The organism is Rickettsia endosymbiont of Gonocerus acuteangulatus (genome assembly GCF_964026435.1).
Classification (GTDB): Bacteria; Pseudomonadota; Alphaproteobacteria; order Rickettsiales; family Rickettsiaceae; genus Rickettsia.
The window spans coordinates 142,761-159,954 of the sequence record NZ_OZ032147.1 but is presented as its reverse complement, the minus strand read 5'-3'; the positions used below and the strand labels follow the sequence as shown (position 1 = coordinate 159,954).

The window sequence follows — 17,194 nt, the reverse complement described above, 5'->3', positions numbered from 1 at the left end:
TAAAATATGAGGTAACATTATAGTGATAAAATATCCTACTTTATCCAAATCGACGCTTAGTTTAGGTATTTATTTTTTAAAATTTGATAAAGTTAAAATTCTTTTATTAACTGCTAGTTGTATTATATTTGGTATGATTCCAGCGGTTGATAGCATATTACTACAAAAAATTATCGATTTAATTGAGTCATTCAGTGACGATAATGCACATAATCTTTTATCTTCAATGATTTATTGGGCAGTATTTTATGCTCTTTGGTGGGAGGGAATTAATATCGCTTACCGCTTATACGATTATTTATATCTAAAAACCATGCCGGTTATTAAAGGAAAGATATTAAATGAACTTTATAATTATACTCAGTATCATAGTCATAAATTCTTTCAAGATAATCTAGCAGGGCATATTAGCAATAGAATTACTGAGACTGCTAGATCATTTGAAATGATAATTTCGATATTTGGCGAGAAAATTCTCCGTAAGCTAGCAATTATTGCTTTTGCATTAGTTGCTTTATATTCAGTACATTATGTTTTTGCCACGATATTTATTATATGGATTACAGTTTTCTTAGGGCTTAGCGTTTTATTTTCAGGTAACATTAATAAATATTCGTTAAATTATGCAAGAAGCCAATCGTTTGTTGCTGGTAGCATTGTTGATGCAATTAGTAATATTAATGCGGTTAGAATGTTCACCTCTCATAAATTTGAGCGTCAACATTTAGAAACAAGAGTAGAAAATGCCGTAGCTGATGAACAAACTATGCAGTTTTTTATGTTCAAACTGCGCTACGCTCTTGGTACTTCTTGCTCGATAATGATTTTTGTCATGATTTACTACCTCTCAACACTTCGTAGTGAACTCGCTATAACCATAGGTGATTGTGTGCTGGTGTTAACATTATGCATAAATGTGTCAGATAATATTTGGGATTTAACCCAAGAAATCGGTGATATGTTTGAACAGGTGGGAGCATTTAATCAAGGTCTATCGCTAATGGGACCACATATTATAACCGATATAGAAAACGCTTCTCCTTTAGATATAAAAGATGGCATTATTGAATTTAGAAATGTTACATTTAATTACCATCATAATAATAACTTATTCCGTAATAAATCAGTATTAATTCCAAGTAAGCAGAAAGTAGGGTTAGTTGGATTTTCCGGCTCAGGTAAAACAACTTTCATTAGCTTAATTACCAGATTACACGATATCGAAGATGGGATGATCTTGATTGATGGTCAAAATATCAAAAATGTAACGCAGGATTCTTTAAGAAAAGCTATTAGCCTTATCCCGCAAGAGCCAATACTTTTCCATCGTACTATTTTAGAAAATATTAGATATGGTCGTAAAGAGGCATCGTTTGAAGAGGTAGTTGAAGCAGCAAAAGCCGCTCATATACATGAGGTGATTAGTAAGTTACCAGAAGGGTACGATACTATGTGCGGCGAGCGTGGCAATAACCTTTCAGGCGGTCAGCGTCAGAGAGTTATTATAGCAAGGGCTATCTTAAAAAATGCACCTATCCTAATTTTTGATGAAGCAACAAGTAGCCTAGATAGTGAAACAGAAAGCTTAATCCAAGAATCAATGGAATATTTAATGCAAAATAAAACTGTGATAGTTATTGCTCATAGGTTATTGACTTTGCTTAATATGGATAGAATTTTAGTTTTTGATAAGGGTAGTATTACTGAAGATGGTAGCCACGCAGAGCTGCTGAAAAATAGTAAGCTTTACCAAAAATTATGGAATTCACAAGTGAAAGGGTTGATAACCTAAATTTATGGGTAATGAATTTTTGCTTGATATTAAAGAAATTTATAATACTAAAAATATACTTTCACAAAATAATATAAAGAATTTCAGGAAAAGTTTTCTTAAGTTTAATATAGATGAAATAAATAATAAATTTTCATCTATACCAACTGTAAGTGCAGCCATAGAAATAATGGCTTATATATTCAAGCAGTTAAATAGTAAAAACGCTATAGAATTGAAGCACTCACTAATACAGCAATTAATTTATAATTATCCATATGAAAGTTATAAAGATCATAAATTATTAGCTAATTATAAAATAATAGAAAAATCTAATTTTGTTGAATATACATTAAACCGTGAATATGTAATAGGGACACCACATAAAGTGGTTAGCAAAAAACTGAAACGCTAATAACTAAGATTCAGCTAATGAGCTTTGCTTTTCAATGTAGTATTTTAAATCTCTTTTGGGTATATTCCCCGCCGCTTGCGGCGTAATATGGCGGAATGAGCAAATATATACATAAAAGTCATAATGTTACGGTACTGCTGTATCACATGGTATTTCCAGCAAAATATCGCCGAGCAGTGTTTGACGTATCAGTTGATCAAGTATTACGAGAAATATGTTTAGAGATAGAAAAGAGATATCAAATAAAATTTTTAGAAATAGGGGTTGATGAAGATCATGTCCATTTTTTGGTACAATCTGTACCAACCTATAGCGTAACAAAAATAGTAACAACAATTAAAAGTGTTACAGCTCGTCAAATATTTAGACAGTGTCCACAGGTAAAGAAACAATTATGGGGTGGAGAATTTTGGACTGATGGATATTTTACGAGTACGGTAGGTAAGCATGGAAATGAGAATATGATAGGAAAATACGTAAAAAACCAAGGCAAGGAATATCAGAAACTGCATGAGGATCATCAGCTAGCTTTCTTCTAAAATACCCCGTTGCTTGCGGCGGGGATTACTTTTATTAGAAGCGACGAAAAAGTAACAGAAGAAATATTTAAATATATAATCACAGCAATAAGTTTATATTTTAAAAACCCTAATGGAAACTATATAGAATGTGCCAAATATTTATTGCCTGTAATAAAACTTATTGAACCGAAATCTCAACTTTTAATTATACACGTATTAGTACCATATATACAATCTAACTTGGATTTATCAGACCAATTTGTTGATTTACTAACAGAAAATAGAAATTTTGCAGCTGCTAAGGATTTACTTGAAGCATCTATTTGGTCATTAGATACTAATACTAAAGATCAAACTTTAGCTCAATGGTATTATAGAGTAGGTCGTATTTATAAAGAAACCGGAGACTATAAAATATCAACAAAATGTTATAAATATGCTTCCAAGCTTTTATCAAACCATGAATCAATAATTTTTAGTTTATGGTCTAATTATAGAATCCAAGGTAAATTTAACAAAGCCCAGAATTTATTAGAACAAATTTCAGTATCAGATGTAAAATCCATACTGGAAATGTTAGCTAATCCATATGAAATTTCTTATAAAAGTGAAAAATTTATCTCAATTAAAGTAGATGGCTTATCTTCTTTCTATAAAACTCTTTACAATGGCTGTGAATATATGGCTTTTTATAATCAAATTCCAAATAAACAGGCAATTACTAACAAAAAACAATCTGAATTAACCAAGAAATTGCAAGAAATTCTTGATTCTTCGAATAATACATTATTAGCATTCTCGCTTGCTATATCTACTAAGCAATATAAAATATCTTCTAAACTCTTACATGATATATCTCAACATACAATAAATTTATATGATAAGGCTCTGTTAAAGCTTCATAGTTACATAGATCCAAATTATATATTACCTGAGAATAATACTCTTAATCCGGCTGAAAAGGTGGAAGTCCTTAATGCAATTAATACTAGTTTAATAGCAGATAATAAAGAGTTAGTACCTGAAAAAGTCGAAAAGATTTTCCAGAATATTGATAATGCTTTACAAAATGATTCTCATAACGAAGATACTTTAGAGATGGGAGTTGTCACTGCTTTACTAAATACTAATAAAGAAAAATTACAAAAATATGCAGATAAATTAAGTCAAGAAAAACAAAAAGAGATTATTACAAATTATTCTAACGATAATAAACAAACAGAAAATTTAGAACAATTAATTAATGGGCATGATGCAAAGAAAATTCATCAATATTATCAAATAAAAAAGCAATATGAACTTCAATAATTTAATTGTTCAAAAATTACTAATTTTAATAAAAATTCTTGGAATATACCTACAGAAGGTAAAATTGAAATTGATAATAAAGTAGAGGAAGGTAAAGCTATATTATTAGGTAAATATCGAGCATTAGATTGCTATGGTACTATTTCTAAAAAAATTTATGGTATATTTAAAAATGAAATTACCCCTTTTGTTTTCGCTTTAAAAAAGGATAATACATCATAAATTTGGAGTAAACGGAGTTAAGATCATTGGAAAAAATGTTTTTGAAGCTAAATGGAGTTGTGAAAAACGTCTATTTACTAATAAATTATATTTTAGTGACCAAGGAATATTAATAAGTTTTGATGAATATGGTAATCATGAGGAAGTAAAAAAATTCATCCTTGGTCATCAGTTAGAGTTATGTAATGCGGAGTAATGTGAAGTTAGGATAAGAAGTTTATCCAAAACTAGCGTGAGTAATATTATCCCCAACCTCCCCAATTACTTGCATATGCTCTTCATATTCTATCGCAGAAATATAGCATAAATCATTAAGATACTGATAATTTAATAGTATTAAAAACAGCATCATAAAATGTTTCAAAATCTCCTACAACTTTCCTAATTTCATTTTTTATCTTAAACCAGTAATGCTCTATAGGATTTAAATCAGGAGAGTAAGTTGGTAAATACAATATGGTACAACCAACGGATTCAATTAACTCTTTAACTTTAGAATTTTTATGAAAATTAATGTTATCCATAATAACGGTTTGCCCAGGTTGTAATTCTGTAATTAATACATCCCTAATATAAGTTTTAAAGACCTCTGTATTACAATTACCTTCAAATATTACAGGAGCAATAAGATTACCATTACAAAGACCAGCTATCATACTTATTCTAAATTTATGTTGATACACCTTTTCTCCATAACACCTTTGTCCTATAATGCTCCATCCATACTCTTTGCAAGCATTATCCTCTATTCCAGATTCATCAAGATATACTAATTTGTCTTTTGTGATGGTTTGTATCTTTGCTATAAATTCATTTCTTAATTTAATATCTCTTTTCGGATGAAAATGAGTTTTTTTATAGCTATAGCCAAGTTTTCTGATTTGTCTTAAAATAGTTACAGATGCAATATTACCCCATTGCTTTGCTAACTCCTTTGATGTTTTATTCATATTAGCTTTAAAAAATTCTTTAAAAGATTCTGAATCTTTTATCTTATGACTATGTCCTTTCTGATAACCAGTTGCTGCTTCTAAAATACCTTGCTTATCTTTTAATTTTTTCCATTTATATATAGTATCACGACTTACATTAAATAATTTACTTACCTTACTTATTCGTATCCCTGCTTCTACAGCTTTTATAACTCTTAGTCTTAGTTCTATTGCATATGCTCGTGCCATATCTCTTTACATGCTTGTTAATATTTGCTTACTATAACATGATACTCTCGCTCTGTCAGTACCTTAATGACTTATGCTATACATCAGATTAGAAATAGTTTAAAATATGTATCATATAAAGACCGAAAAGAATTAGCGGCTGATTTAAAGCCTATTTATACTGCTAGCACAGAGGAAGAAGTGCATCTTGCTTTAGAATCTTTTGAAGCTAAATGGAGTAAACAGTATCCACAAATTGCTAAATCTTGGTATGTTCATTGGGAAAATTTAATGGTTTTTCTAGGATACCCTGAGGCGATAAGGAAAGTAATATACACAACGAATAGTGTAGAATCTGTCAATAGCCAATTACGTAAGGTTACCAAGAATAAACGGGTTTTTCCAAATGATAATGCCGTTTTTAAGACCTTATATTTGGCAATTGATTATATGACCAAGAAATGGGCTATGCCGATTCCAAACTGGAACGCAGCTATGGGCTCACTTTTTGATAAAATTTGAAGGTAGAAATAAAAGTAATCCCCGCCGCAAGCAGCGGGGTATTTTAGAAGAAAGCTAGCTGATGATCCTCATGCAGTTTCTGATATTCCTTGCCTTGGTTTTTTACGTATTTTCCTATCATATTCTCATTTCCATGCTTACCTACCGTACTCGTAAAATATCCATCAGTCCAAAATTCTCCACCCCATAATTGTTTCTTTACCTGTGGACACTGTCTAAATATTTGACGAGCTGTAACACTTTTAATTGTTGTTACTATTTTTGTTACGCTATAGGTTGGTACAGATTGTACCAAAAAATGGACATGATCTTCATCAACCCCTATTTCTAAAAATTTTATTTGATATCTCTTTTCTATCTCTAAACATATTTCTCGTAATACTTGATCAACTGATACGTCAAACACTGCTCGGCGATATTTTGCTGGAAATACCATGTGATACAGCAGTACCGTAACATTATGACTTTTATGTATATATTTGCTCATTCCGCCATATTACGCCGCAAGCGGCGGGGAATATACCCAAAAGAGATTTAAGCCCTATGAAAAATTTACACACTTAATTAGAAAGACTCAACTGTTGTAATTGTTCTGGACCATTGAATTGCTCTTGAAACATTTCATCATGCATAAGCAATATTAACTTATTAGGTAAAATCGTGTTTCCGGCATTAAATTTATCTTCAATTTCTTGTACTAAATGCGTAACTGACTGGATTGGTTTACCATGTGTATTATGAGCCCATTCTAAATCCCACCCGAAGATATAAAAACCATTTTTATATATCGCATCGTCATCTATTGTCTCCACCATATCTTCTGCTTTTGTAATATATGGATCATCTTTTTTGAGGTTAGGGGTACGGAATACATCTCTTCCTGGTAACCTTGTGATAATATGGTCACCCTTTAAACCTAAAGTAATATTATTTTTCTTTAAATCTTGAATTACATCCGAGCAATGATGATAAAAATACCTATAATGATTGTGTACATGAGTATAGCTATGATTTCCTACGTCAATAAGAGGAGATTTTCTAGCATTATTTATAAAATTTCTTACATCTTGTTTTGCATTATCATAATGTAACCCTACCATAAACAACGTAATAGGTGTTTTGGTTTTCAACATAACATTAATCAAACCCTTTGTGCCTGGTAGCGGTCCATCATCGGATGTTATATAAATGGTACGAGTATTTGGTAATGATCCATATGATGTACTTACGATAGTTAATAAGTAACCTAATATAATTATTCTTAAAATTTTCATAATGTTAATCTCTTTTAAAGTTATATCGATTGGTTATAAAAATTTTATTGTCGTTTTATTTGAAAAATTGGCAATAATATTTCTTATTTTTGATCCTCAAGTATTAAAACGTATGCTGAGGTCAAAAATTTATATGCTTCTTGCTTTTCTTAAGTTGATTTTTATTTATTAAGAGGGTTATCTTTCTGCTCTAAACTAAATAAAGTAAAGCCTGTAAAGATTTTACTTTCTTTTTTACTAGTTGCATATTCTTCTAAAGTTACTTCGACAATTTCTTTAGGTTCTAAGGAAGTTGCGTGTCTAAAATAAAGCTTATCGTTTTTAGTAAATACAAACCCAACGTGAGCTATATTATGTTCTGATTTTGTTAGCTCTAATAATTTTGGGTTGTCCATTGTTATAATCGCAAGATATGTCTTTCCTGTTAGTTGCTTTGTCAGTTCTTGCTCATGATCTAAGAAATCGGTAAAGCTTATATAACTAATATCAGATTTAAAAGGTTTGATGGATTTTATCTGATTATATTTTTCGCCAAATGAAAAACATTCGTCTTTAGATACATTATCTTTAATGTAATTATTGATTTGTGTTTCAAGTAAACCTGCTTTATTAATCATCGCAGTTTTAACTTTAGCATATGGAAGATTTGCAAATACATCTTCCATTGTAAAATATACAGAGTATTCTCGTGTTAAAGCTTTTAATGCTAATCCAATAGCAAGATGAGTTTTGCCAGTTCCAGAATGACCTATGAATATGACATTGCCCTTAGTATTAATATAATCACAAGTAGATAAATCACTTATTACTTTGGTATCAATACTTGGTTGGAACTGAAAATCAAAGTCTTCTAAATTTTTAGTGACTGGTAATTTAGCAGCACTTTTACAACGACGGTAATTATTATCCTTACGGTGAGATTTTTCATCTTCACATAATAGTGAGAGAAATTCTTTAAATCCTAGTTTATTATTTTGAGCATAAATAATCCTTTCATTTAAGCTATTGACTATACCTGATAATCTAAAACTACGTAGGTCATTAAGCAAGTTCTGCATTCTGACCTCCAAACTCTGGCAATGGTAAGTTTACTGCATTACTATTTAAGATATCAAAACTTACGCTATGTTTGGTTCTAAATATCGTAAAGATGGAGAACGCAGCTGTTGTTGCATATAGTCATCTAAAAGCCCTAACTTTATTTGGTAAACCGTTTTACCGATTGTATTTGCAGTCCTTTTGAGAAATGCCCAAACTAAAAATGCCCAACTAATATGATTACGTTGAATACGCTGTTTCCTGCATTGACAACGTTCTATCCCAGTAAGTTGCTTAATTTCTCTGTGCATGCTCTCAATTACCCATCGAAAGCCACACTCATCTTGTGCAGCTTTAGAAGATTTGTGAGTTTTGTTATTGGTAACAACATACTCAACTCTGTTGGTAGAAACAGTAAATTTAAACAAATTAACATGCTTATTTTTAGCAAAGCCTTTTATATGAATCTCTACTCCATGCCTGATCTCTTCATCTGAAAATGTCAACTCTTTTACAGCTTTATAAGGTTTAGAATCGTGTGTTTTACTAACGTTTCTATTGGCTTTAATAGGGGCATAATAATATTTCCCCAGAGAGTCAACATGTTGCATAATTTTGTGTGTAGTAGAATACCATGTGTCAAAAAGTACTGTTTGAAAAGGAATCTTCTTGCTATAAACAGCATTATTTAACATGTTTAATAGGTGTTCTAGTTTTGTTGCTCCATCATGATCAGGTGCAAAAATTCGATAATCTATTACCCAAAACTTATTAATATCAGGGTTATAATATACCAGACTCACTACTCCTATACCTTTAGTAACTCTACCTGTAGCTCCACTGTACTGCGATCTTGCAATTTCTATTTGCTTCGTATTCCTTTTAATAAAAGTAATCCCCGCCGCAAGCAGCGGGGTATTTTAGAAGAAAGCTAGCTGATGATCCTCATGCAGTTTCTGATATTCCTTGCCTTGGTTTTTTACGTATTTTCCTATCATATTCTCATTTCCATGCTTACCTACCGTACTCGTAAAATATCCATCAGTCCAAAATTCTCCACCCCATAATTGTTTCTTTACCTGTGGACACTGTCTAAATATTTGACGAGCTGTAACACTTTTAATTGTTGTTACTATTTTTGTTACGCTATAGGTTGGTACAGATTGTACCAAAAAATGGACATGATCTTCATCAACCCCTATTTCTAAAAATTTTATTTGATATCTCTTTTCTATCTCTAAACATATTTCTCGTAATACTTGATCAACTGATACGTCAAACACTGCTCGGCGATATTTTGCTGGAAATACCATGTGATACAGCAGTACCGTAACATTATGACTTTTATGTATATATTTGCTCATTCCGCCATATTACGCCGCAAGCGGCGGGGAATATACCCAAAAGAGATTTAAAACCGTATCATCAAATATTGTATATCCATTAGATGAAAAAATAACATCATTCTTGATGTGTTCCCATAACAAAGAAGGTGTATATTTTTCATTCCTTAAAAATCTATTAATAACATCATGACTACATTTCTTTGCATGTTCAGCGTAGTAGGTTAAACTATAATTCTTTTGGCTAACTATTAAAAATTGACAATAATCTGTCCTATTAATTGGTATTGCTTGCAACTTTATCCTCTTTGACATGTTTAATTATTTTTACAATAATTTATCACTTTTTTACTCATAGCGTAAGTTTTGTAGAATATGCTAATAGTTTATTCGAAAAATTCTCGTCTTTTAATGATATTGCTAGCTTGTGAAGATTTTGCATATTAATAGGAGAGATTTTATTTGTTTGTGTGCTTATACTTTGAACCTTATCCGTAGTAGGTGACTCATTAAAAGCATAGCTATTAAAAGAAATAATAGAACAAATGCTTAAAGTTAAAATTAATTTCTTTCTCATTATAAACCTCTCCTATTTAATAAAAGAGGCATTATAAAGAAAAATTAACTATCTATCAAGAATTAGTTAATAAATATTTACTATTTGAGAATTTTCATTAGTTCTTCCCATTCTCGTTTAGTCATTCCGCTAGTTTCATGGGTAACTTTTTCACCGTTTATCATCTTCTTAATTACTTCCAAACCTTTGCGGGAAATATTTGCTCCCTGCATACGGTATTCTTCAAAAGCTTCATAAGTAAAAGGTAACCAAGCTTTAACTATATCAAGCATCTTCTCGGCATAAACTCTAATTTCATATTGAGCGTGCGGATCAGCACGTAGCCTTAAGAAGTGAAGCAAATTATGTAAATTAATTTTCCAATACCATTCCGTATAATAGTTTAAGGTCAAATTCATGCGAGCAAGCTCCCTAGCTATACCGGTAGTATTTTCGTCTATGACATTACCTTCTTCGTCGGTATTCATTAATTCCGTATAGTGCTTATAACAATTGCGGGCATCTTCTTCTAATATGTTAAGGACCTTTTCGGCTACTTCTTTTGGTAGGCTATCGCTTTCTCGGCATTGTTTATTAGTACTAGATTGCGGGGCAATATTTTGTGGTTCAGGTAAATAAAACTCATTACCTAATATTGAGTATCTAGCAGAATATTCGTTAACGCTTGCTGTTCTATGCCTAATCCACTGTCTTGCAATAAAGATCGGTAATTTAATGTGAAACTTAATATCACACATCTCAAAAGGCGTAGTATGATAGTGACGTAGTAAATAATTGATCAACCCTTTATCTTGGTTTAGCTGTTTTGTGCCTTTGCCGTAAGAAACACGAGCAGCTTGTACTATAGCACTATCATCACCCATATAGTCGATTACTCTAATAAAACCGTGATCTAATACTTTTATAGGCTCATATAGAATCGCTTCAAGTGCTGGAACTACTACTCTTTTTGTTGCGTTATTCATTTATTCCTCTGTGTTTTTGTTTTACAAGTGTATAGTTGTTACCCCGTGGCTTGTCCACGGGGTCCAGAAAAATAATTAAAAATACTACGTATTTTTTACTGGATCCCGTGGACAAGCCACGGGATGACACCGAAGGTGCTTTTCGATCCATGCAACTATGCCGCCACGGGATGACAAGTTATAATAAATAACTATATAAACAAAACTTACGCTATGTTTGGTTCTAAATATCGTAAAGATGGAGAACGCAGCTGTTGTTGCATATAGTCATCTAAAAGCCCTAACTTTATTTGGTAAACCGTTTTACCGATTGTATTTGCAGTCCTTTTGAGAAATGCCCAAACTAAAAATGCCCAACTAATATGATTACGTTGAATACGCTGTTTCCTGCATTGACAACGTTCTATCCCAGTAAGTTGCTTAATTTCTCTGTGCATGCTCTCAATTACCCATCGAAAGCCACACTCATCTTGTGCAGCTTTAGAAGATTTGTGAGTTTTGTTATTGGTAACAACATACTCAACTCTGTTGGTAGAAACAGTAAATTTAAACAAATTAACATGCTTATTTTTAGCAAAGCCTTTTATATGAATCTCTACTCCATGCCCTGATCTCTTCATCTGAAAATGTCAACTCTTTTACAGCTTTATAAGGTTTAGAATCGTGTGTTTTACTAACGTTTCTATTGGCTTTAATAGGGGCATAATAATATTTCCCCAGAGAGTCAACATGTTGCATAATTTTGTGTGTAGAATACCATGTGTCAAAAAGTACTGTTTGAAAAGGAATCTTCTTGCTATACACAGCATTATTTAACATGTTTAATAGGTGTTCTAGTTTTGTTGCTCCATCATGATCAGGTGCAAAAATTCGATAATCTATTACCCAAAACTTATTAATATCAGGGTTATAATATACCAGACTCACTACTCCTATACCTTTAGTAACTCTACCTGTAGCTCCACTGTACTGCGATCTTGCAATTTCTATTTGCTTCGTATTCCTTTTATTTAAAACCGTATCATCAAATATTGTATATCCATTAGATGAAAAAATAACATCATTCTTGATGTGTTCCCATAACAAAGAAGGTGTATATTTTTCATTCCTTAAAAATCTATTAATAACATCATGACTACATTTCTTTGCATGTTCAGCGTAGTAGGTTAAACTATAATTCTTTTGGCTAACTATTAAAAATTGACAATAATCTGTCCTATTAATTGGTATTGCTTGCAACTTTATCCTCTTTGACATGTTTAATTATTTTTACAATAATTTATCACTTTTTTACTCATAGCGTAAGTTTTGTAAATTTCTGCCGTTTCTTTTTAGCCATAATTTAGCCGGTTGGTATTCGGGATAAATATCTTCAACTAGCTGCCAAAAATTTTTGCTATGGTTCATTTCCTTTAAATGTGCCATTTCATGAGCTACTAAATATTTTAGAACTTCGTAAGGAGCAAAAACTATTCGCCAGTTAAAAAAAAGATTGCTGCAGCTAGAACAGCTGCCCCATTTCGTAGTTACATTTTTCATTATTCTAATATTAGAATAAATTAAATTATGCTTTTTGGAAATGGTTTCTACTATAGCTTTTATTTCTGATAGTAATTTTTTTTTCAAAAATACTTCAATGCTAATTTTTTTAAGTACCTTGCTGCAATATACTTCCAATGCGTCATTTTGTAATTTTACCTGATTTTCAGGCGAATCAATATGCGTTATTTGATAATCTTTGCCTAAAATGGAAATCTTATTTTCTTCATTGATAGGTTTAGTTACGTTACGGCGTAATTTTTGCCTAACCCAATGTTCTTTACTTAGCAAAAAATTATAACCCCTTTCAGCTTTTACCTTAAGGGGTAATACAAGCTCAGCTCCTTTATGTGTAATTTGGATAGTTATATTCTTAGCCTGATTGCTTCTTCTAACTGCTACATTCTGAGGATCACCATATTTAGTTAAAGTAATAAGTTCCATTTTAGAATGCGATATATTTAGTTGGGTCAACTGCTACTTTGCCTTTACGCATAGCTAGATACAGCTTATCTTCCACATGCCCGATTATACTAGTTTTAGTAACTTTATCACCTTTTTTAACTGATAAATCTTTTAATCCGGCATAAGCTACTTCTAGATCATCTTTATCTAATTTAACGATTACTAAATTACCGAATTGTGCATTATTTCCTGAAAATATAACAGTTCCTGAGCCTATAGAATTAACGCTGCTTTCTTCTAAAACAGCAATATCTATGCCTTTATTCTTCCCCTCTTTAAACTCGGTAACAATCTCGCCATCTAGAGGTTTCTCAAAAATTAGCTTTGTTATTTCTTCATCATGTTTTGTGGTAGGAATCACTACAACATCATTATCGTTTTCAGTAGTTTCTATTGCAGGCTCTTCTAAAGAGCCGCTTACTTCTAATTTAGGAGCTTCTTCTATAGTGCTACTAGTTATTATCCCCTCATCATTATCAATAACATTACCAGAATTACTAATGGTAATTCCTCTTTCTTTATACTCGATTGGGGCAGGAGGTTGATCAACGCAAGCAGCTAAACAAAAGAATATTAGACTACTTAGTGCAACAGGGTATTTCATATATTTAATAAGATTATTATATTGTGTTAGTCAATAAATTATACTTATTATATAATTCTTATCATTCATTTTCCATTAAAAAAATTAATTATGAAAACTTACGATATTGTTATAGCAAGTGATCACTCCGGTTATGAACTTAAATCCAAAATTATCGATTATCTACAAAAAAAATCTTTGAGTGTTTACGATTGCGGAACACATAATACGCAATCCGTTGACTATCCCGATTATGCCAAAAAAGTAGTAAATAATATTATTGAAAAGCTCACTCGCCTTGGTATTTTAATCGGTGATACGGGCATTGGTATGTCGATTGCTGCTAATCGTAGTTCAGAAATAAGAGCGGCTCTATGTGTTAATGTGTCAACAGCTGAGAGTGCTAAAGCTCATAACGATGCTAATATTTTGGTATTGGGTGCAAAAATCCTAGATCAAGTAGAGGTATTTAATATTATAGATAAATTTCTAGCCACTAAATTTGAAGGCGGGAGACATAGCGTTAGGTTATCGAAGATTAAATAAATAATCTTAGTCGTCTGAGCTACGCGACTAAAGGCTTTGTTACGTAGATCGAAAAACGTCCTCGATGTCATTCCCGCGGAAGCGGGAATCCAGAAAAATAAACATAAAAGCAGCAAGTTTTTAAAATTAAAAGCTTAGGTATCTCGCTTTATGCTGGATTCCCGCCTACGCGGGAATGACATCGAGGGTATTTTTTGAGCTACGCAACAATGACATATAATTCTTAATTTATTAAAAACATATTTTAGCTCTAAATACAACTTATATTTTACTTATCACAACAATAATGATTTCCTTATTCTGCTCTAATAAACGAGTCATGTACTCGGTTATGGGCATTACGATCTTATTAGCTTTTTATCAAGGCATAATAAATATTATCGGGCTTGGTGCGTTAGCTGTTTTTTCTGCTATTACTTATGCTTATTTCAATTTCCTGCAGCTGAATAAAGTAATAAGAACCTTATTATTTGTATCTATCTCGGTTTGTTTTGCTGCGTTTGCTTTCCATAAAGTTCCTGGATTTTTAACGTAATTGCGATTAGTAATTTACAATTATCTAAAGCTTCCATGACATTTTCAATGTATTTGAATTTTGATAAGGTATAGCATAAGTCATTAAGGTATAGCATAAATCATTAAGATACTGACAATTTAATAGTATTAAAAACAGCATCATAAAATGTTTCAAAATCTCCTACAACTTTCCTAATTTCATTTTTTATCTTAAACCAGTAATGCTCTATAGGATTTAAATCAGGAGAGTAAGTTGGTAAATACAATATGGTACAACCAACGGATTCAATGAACTCTTTAACTTTAGAATTTTTATGAAAATTAATGTTATCCATAATAACGGTTTGCCCAGGTTGTAATTCTGTAATTAATACATCCCTAATATAAGTTTTAAAGACCTCTGTATTACAATTACCTTCAAATATTACAGGAGCAATAAGATTACCATTACAAAGACCAGCTATCATACTTATTCTAAATTTATGTTGATACACCTTTTCTCCATAACACCTTTGTCCTATAATGCTCCATCCATACTCTTTGCAAGCATTATCCTCTATTCCAGATTCATCAAGATATACTAATTTGTCTTTTGTGATGGTTTGTATCTTTGCTATAAATTCATTTCTTAATTTAATATCTCTTTTCGGATGAAAATGAGTTTTGTTTATAGCTATAGCCAAGTTTTCTGATTTGTCTTAAAATAGTCAAAACTTACGCTATGTTTGGTTCTAAATATCGTAAAGATGGAGAACGCAGCTGTTGTTGCATATAGTCATCTAAAAGCCCTAACTTTATTTGGTAAACCGTTTTACCGATTGTATTTGCAGTCCTTTTGAGAAATGCCCAAACTAAAAATGCCCAACTAATATGATTACGTTGAATACGCTGTTTCCTGCATTGACAACGTTCTATCCCAGTAAGTTGCTTAATTTCTCTGTGCATGCTCTCAATTACCCATCGAAAGCCACACTCATCTTGTGCAGCTTTAGAAGATTTGTGAGTTTTGTTATTGGTAACAACATACTCAACTCTGTTGGTAGAAACAGTAAATTTAAACAAATTAACATGCTTATTTTTAGCAAAGCCTTTTATATGAATCTCTACTCCATGCCTGATCTCTTCATCTGAAAATGTCAACTCTTTTACAGCTTTATAAGGTTTAGAATCGTGTGTTTTACTAACGTTTCTATTGGCTTTAATAGGGGCATAATAATATTTCCCCAGAGAGTCAACATGTTGCATAATTTTGTGTGTAGAATACCATGTGTCAAAAAGTACTGTTTGAAAAGGAATCTTCTTGCTATAAACAGCATTATTTAACATGTTTAATAGGTGTTCTAGTTTTGTTGCTCCATCATGATCAGGTGCAAAAATTCGATAATCTATTACCCAAAACTTATTAATATCAGGGTTATAATATACCAGACTCACTACTCCTATACCTTTAGTAACTCTACCTGTAGCTCCACTGTACTGCGATCTTGCAATTTCTATTTGCTTCGTATTCCTTTTATTTAAAACCGTATCATCAAATATTGTATATCCATTAGATGAAAAAATAACATCAAAACTTACGCTATGTTATAGCAAATATGCTAAAAACCCTTACTACAAAGCTATGTTTTTACAGTGCATCACTTTATAATATCCTTTAATTTATAGGAATTATATCAAACATAGCGTAAGTTTTGACATCATTCTTGATGTGTTCCCATAACAAAGAAGGTGTATATTTTTCATTCCTTAAAAATCTATTAATAACATCATGACTACATTTCTTTGCATGTTCAGCGTAGTAGGTTAAACTATAATTCTTTTGGCTAACTATTAAAAATTGACAATAATCTGTCCTATTAATTGGTATTGCTTGCAACTTTATCCTCTTTGACATGTTTAATTATTTTTACAATAATTTATCACTTTTTTACTCATAGCGTAAGTTTTGTATAAAAAGTAATCCCCGCCGCAAGCAGCGGGGTATTTTAGAAGAAAGCTAGCTGATGATCCTCATGCAGTTTCTGATATTCCTTGCCTTGGTTTTTTACGTATTTTCCTATCATATTCTCATTTCCATGCTTACCTACCGTACTCGTAAAATATCCATCAGTCCAAAATTCTCCACCCCATAATTGTTTCTTTACCTGTGGACACTGTCTAAATATTTGACGAGCTGTAACACTTTTAATTGTTGTTACTATTTTTGTTACGCTATAGGTTGGTACAGATTGTACCAAAAAATGGACATGATCTTCATCAACCCCTATTTCTAAAAATTTTATTTGATATCTCTTTTCTATCTCTAAACATATTTCTCGTAATACTTGATCAACTGATACGTCAAACACTGCTCGGCGATATTTTGCTGGAAATACCATGTGATACAGCAGTACCGTAACATTATGACTTTTATGTATATATTTGCTCAT

Annotated in this window: 23 protein-coding genes and 1 pseudogene; 7 read left to right on the top strand and 17 right to left on the bottom strand. The window is 31.6% G+C overall.

The window, feature by feature from the left end; genetic code table 11:
* Positions 1–22 precede the first annotated feature (22 nt).
* The 4 genes from AAGD55_RS00990 to AAGD55_RS00975 all read left to right on the top strand — a co-directional run bounded on the left by AAGD55_RS00990 (position 23) and on the right by AAGD55_RS00975 (position 4,015).
* Positions 23–1,792: an ABC transporter ATP-binding protein gene (locus tag AAGD55_RS00990; RefSeq protein WP_341791801.1), complete on the top strand. Its 1,770-nt coding sequence runs from the start codon at positions 23–25 to the stop codon at positions 1,790–1,792.
* A gap of 19 nt (positions 1,793–1,811) precedes the next feature.
* The gene (locus tag AAGD55_RS00985) at positions 1,812–2,186 is read left to right on the top strand and encodes a hypothetical protein (protein WP_341791800.1); all 375 of its coding nucleotides are present in this window, start codon (positions 1,812–1,814) and stop codon (positions 2,184–2,186) included.
* 95 nt (positions 2,187–2,281) lie between these two features.
* On the top strand, positions 2,282–2,725 hold the full coding sequence (gene tnpA / locus AAGD55_RS00980) for an IS200/IS605 family transposase (RefSeq protein WP_341790826.1): 444 nt from the start codon (positions 2,282–2,284) through the stop codon (positions 2,723–2,725).
* Between the two features lie 9 nt (positions 2,726–2,734).
* Entirely contained in the window at positions 2,735–4,015 is a 1,281-nt protein-coding gene (locus AAGD55_RS00975) for a hypothetical protein (protein WP_341791799.1), read from the top strand.
* A gap of 533 nt (positions 4,016–4,548) precedes the next feature.
* On the opposite strand, the gene AAGD55_RS00970 is transcribed toward AAGD55_RS00975, so the two are convergent.
* The gene (locus AAGD55_RS00970; RefSeq protein ID WP_341791798.1) at positions 4,549–5,418 is read right to left on the bottom strand and encodes an IS630 family transposase; all 870 of its coding nucleotides are present in this window, start codon (positions 5,416–5,418) and stop codon (positions 4,549–4,551) included.
* A 66-nt stretch (positions 5,419–5,484) separates the two neighbouring features.
* On the opposite strand from AAGD55_RS00970, the gene AAGD55_RS00965 reads away from it, so the two are divergent.
* The gene (locus tag AAGD55_RS00965) at positions 5,485–5,919 is read left to right on the top strand and encodes a transposase (protein ID WP_341791797.1); all 435 of its coding nucleotides are present in this window, start codon (positions 5,485–5,487) and stop codon (positions 5,917–5,919) included.
* Positions 5,920–5,962: 43 nt separating this feature from the next.
* On the opposite strand, the gene tnpA (AAGD55_RS00960) is transcribed toward AAGD55_RS00965, so the two are convergent.
* From tnpA (AAGD55_RS00960) to AAGD55_RS00900, 12 genes are all read right to left on the bottom strand, one after another.
* Positions 5,963–6,406: an IS200/IS605 family transposase gene (gene tnpA / locus AAGD55_RS00960; RefSeq protein WP_341790826.1), complete on the bottom strand. Its 444-nt coding sequence runs from the start codon at positions 6,404–6,406 to the stop codon at positions 5,963–5,965.
* 73 nt (positions 6,407–6,479) lie between these two features.
* Complete coding sequence (locus tag AAGD55_RS00955; RefSeq protein WP_341791796.1) at positions 6,480–7,193, bottom strand: polysaccharide deacetylase family protein; 714 nt, start codon at positions 7,191–7,193, stop codon at positions 6,480–6,482.
* A gap of 161 nt (positions 7,194–7,354) precedes the next feature.
* The gene (locus tag AAGD55_RS00950; protein ID WP_341791795.1) at positions 7,355–8,251 is read right to left on the bottom strand and encodes an N-acetylmuramoyl-L-alanine amidase-like domain-containing protein; all 897 of its coding nucleotides are present in this window, start codon (positions 8,249–8,251) and stop codon (positions 7,355–7,357) included.
* A gap of 60 nt (positions 8,252–8,311) precedes the next feature.
* A complete protein-coding gene (locus tag AAGD55_RS00945) occupies positions 8,312–9,034 on the bottom strand; it encodes a transposase (RefSeq protein ID WP_341791794.1) in 723 nt (240 codons plus the stop codon).
* Between the two features lie 117 nt (positions 9,035–9,151).
* The gene (gene tnpA, locus AAGD55_RS00940; RefSeq protein WP_341790826.1) at positions 9,152–9,595 is read right to left on the bottom strand and encodes an IS200/IS605 family transposase; all 444 of its coding nucleotides are present in this window, start codon (positions 9,593–9,595) and stop codon (positions 9,152–9,154) included.
* A gap of 9 nt (positions 9,596–9,604) precedes the next feature.
* Complete coding sequence (locus tag AAGD55_RS00935; protein WP_341791162.1) at positions 9,605–9,889, bottom strand: hypothetical protein; 285 nt, start codon at positions 9,887–9,889, stop codon at positions 9,605–9,607.
* A gap of 37 nt (positions 9,890–9,926) precedes the next feature.
* Positions 9,927–10,151, bottom strand: a complete 225-nt coding sequence (locus tag AAGD55_RS00930; protein ID WP_341791793.1) for a hypothetical protein — start codon at positions 10,149–10,151, stop codon at positions 9,927–9,929.
* An 80-nt stretch (positions 10,152–10,231) separates the two neighbouring features.
* A complete protein-coding gene (thyX, locus tag AAGD55_RS00925; RefSeq protein WP_341791792.1) occupies positions 10,232–11,116 on the bottom strand; it encodes an FAD-dependent thymidylate synthase in 885 nt (294 codons plus the stop codon).
* 206 nt (positions 11,117–11,322) lie between these two features.
* A complete protein-coding gene (locus tag AAGD55_RS00915; RefSeq protein ID WP_341791790.1) occupies positions 11,323–11,736 on the bottom strand; it encodes a transposase in 414 nt (137 codons plus the stop codon).
* Positions 11,687–12,373, bottom strand: coding sequence for a transposase (locus AAGD55_RS00910; protein ID WP_341791789.1), 687 nt, complete (start codon positions 12,371–12,373; stop codon positions 11,687–11,689). Before AAGD55_RS00910 ends, AAGD55_RS00915 begins: the two co-directional genes overlap by 50 nt.
* 33 nt (positions 12,374–12,406) lie before the next feature.
* On the bottom strand, positions 12,407–13,099 hold the full coding sequence (locus AAGD55_RS00905) for a M48 family metallopeptidase (RefSeq protein WP_341792484.1): 693 nt from the start codon (positions 13,097–13,099) through the stop codon (positions 12,407–12,409).
* A 1-nt stretch (position 13,100) separates the two neighbouring features.
* Positions 13,101–13,724 (bottom strand): M23 family metallopeptidase, encoded by a 624-nt coding sequence (locus AAGD55_RS00900; RefSeq protein ID WP_341791788.1) that lies wholly within the window; start codon positions 13,722–13,724, stop codon positions 13,101–13,103.
* 90 nt (positions 13,725–13,814) lie between these two features.
* Here AAGD55_RS00900 and rpiB point away from each other — a divergent pair, with 90 nt between their 5' ends.
* A complete protein-coding gene (gene rpiB / locus AAGD55_RS00895; RefSeq protein ID WP_341791787.1) occupies positions 13,815–14,249 on the top strand; it encodes a ribose 5-phosphate isomerase B in 435 nt (144 codons plus the stop codon).
* Positions 14,250–14,580: 331 nt separating this feature from the next.
* Positions 14,581–14,784, top strand: a complete 204-nt coding sequence (locus AAGD55_RS00890; protein WP_341791786.1) for a hypothetical protein — start codon at positions 14,581–14,583, stop codon at positions 14,782–14,784.
* Positions 14,785–14,887: 103 nt separating this feature from the next.
* Here the strand turns inward: AAGD55_RS00890 and AAGD55_RS00885 are convergent.
* The 4 genes and pseudogenes from AAGD55_RS00885 to tnpA (AAGD55_RS00870) all read right to left on the bottom strand — a co-directional run.
* Positions 14,888–15,449 (bottom strand): annotated as a pseudogene (locus tag AAGD55_RS00885) (IS630 family transposase); the annotation flags it as partial.
* A gap of 30 nt (positions 15,450–15,479) precedes the next feature.
* Positions 15,480–16,262 carry a transposase gene (locus AAGD55_RS00880; protein WP_341792483.1) on the bottom strand — a complete coding sequence of 261 codons (783 nt, stop codon included), beginning with the start codon at positions 16,260–16,262 and terminating at the stop codon, positions 15,480–15,482.
* A gap of 157 nt (positions 16,263–16,419) precedes the next feature.
* Complete coding sequence (locus AAGD55_RS00875; RefSeq protein ID WP_341791785.1) at positions 16,420–16,659, bottom strand: hypothetical protein; 240 nt, start codon at positions 16,657–16,659, stop codon at positions 16,420–16,422.
* Between the two features lie 91 nt (positions 16,660–16,750).
* Positions 16,751–17,194 carry an IS200/IS605 family transposase gene (gene tnpA, locus AAGD55_RS00870; protein WP_341790826.1) on the bottom strand — a complete coding sequence of 148 codons (444 nt, stop codon included), beginning with the start codon at positions 17,192–17,194 and terminating at the stop codon, positions 16,751–16,753.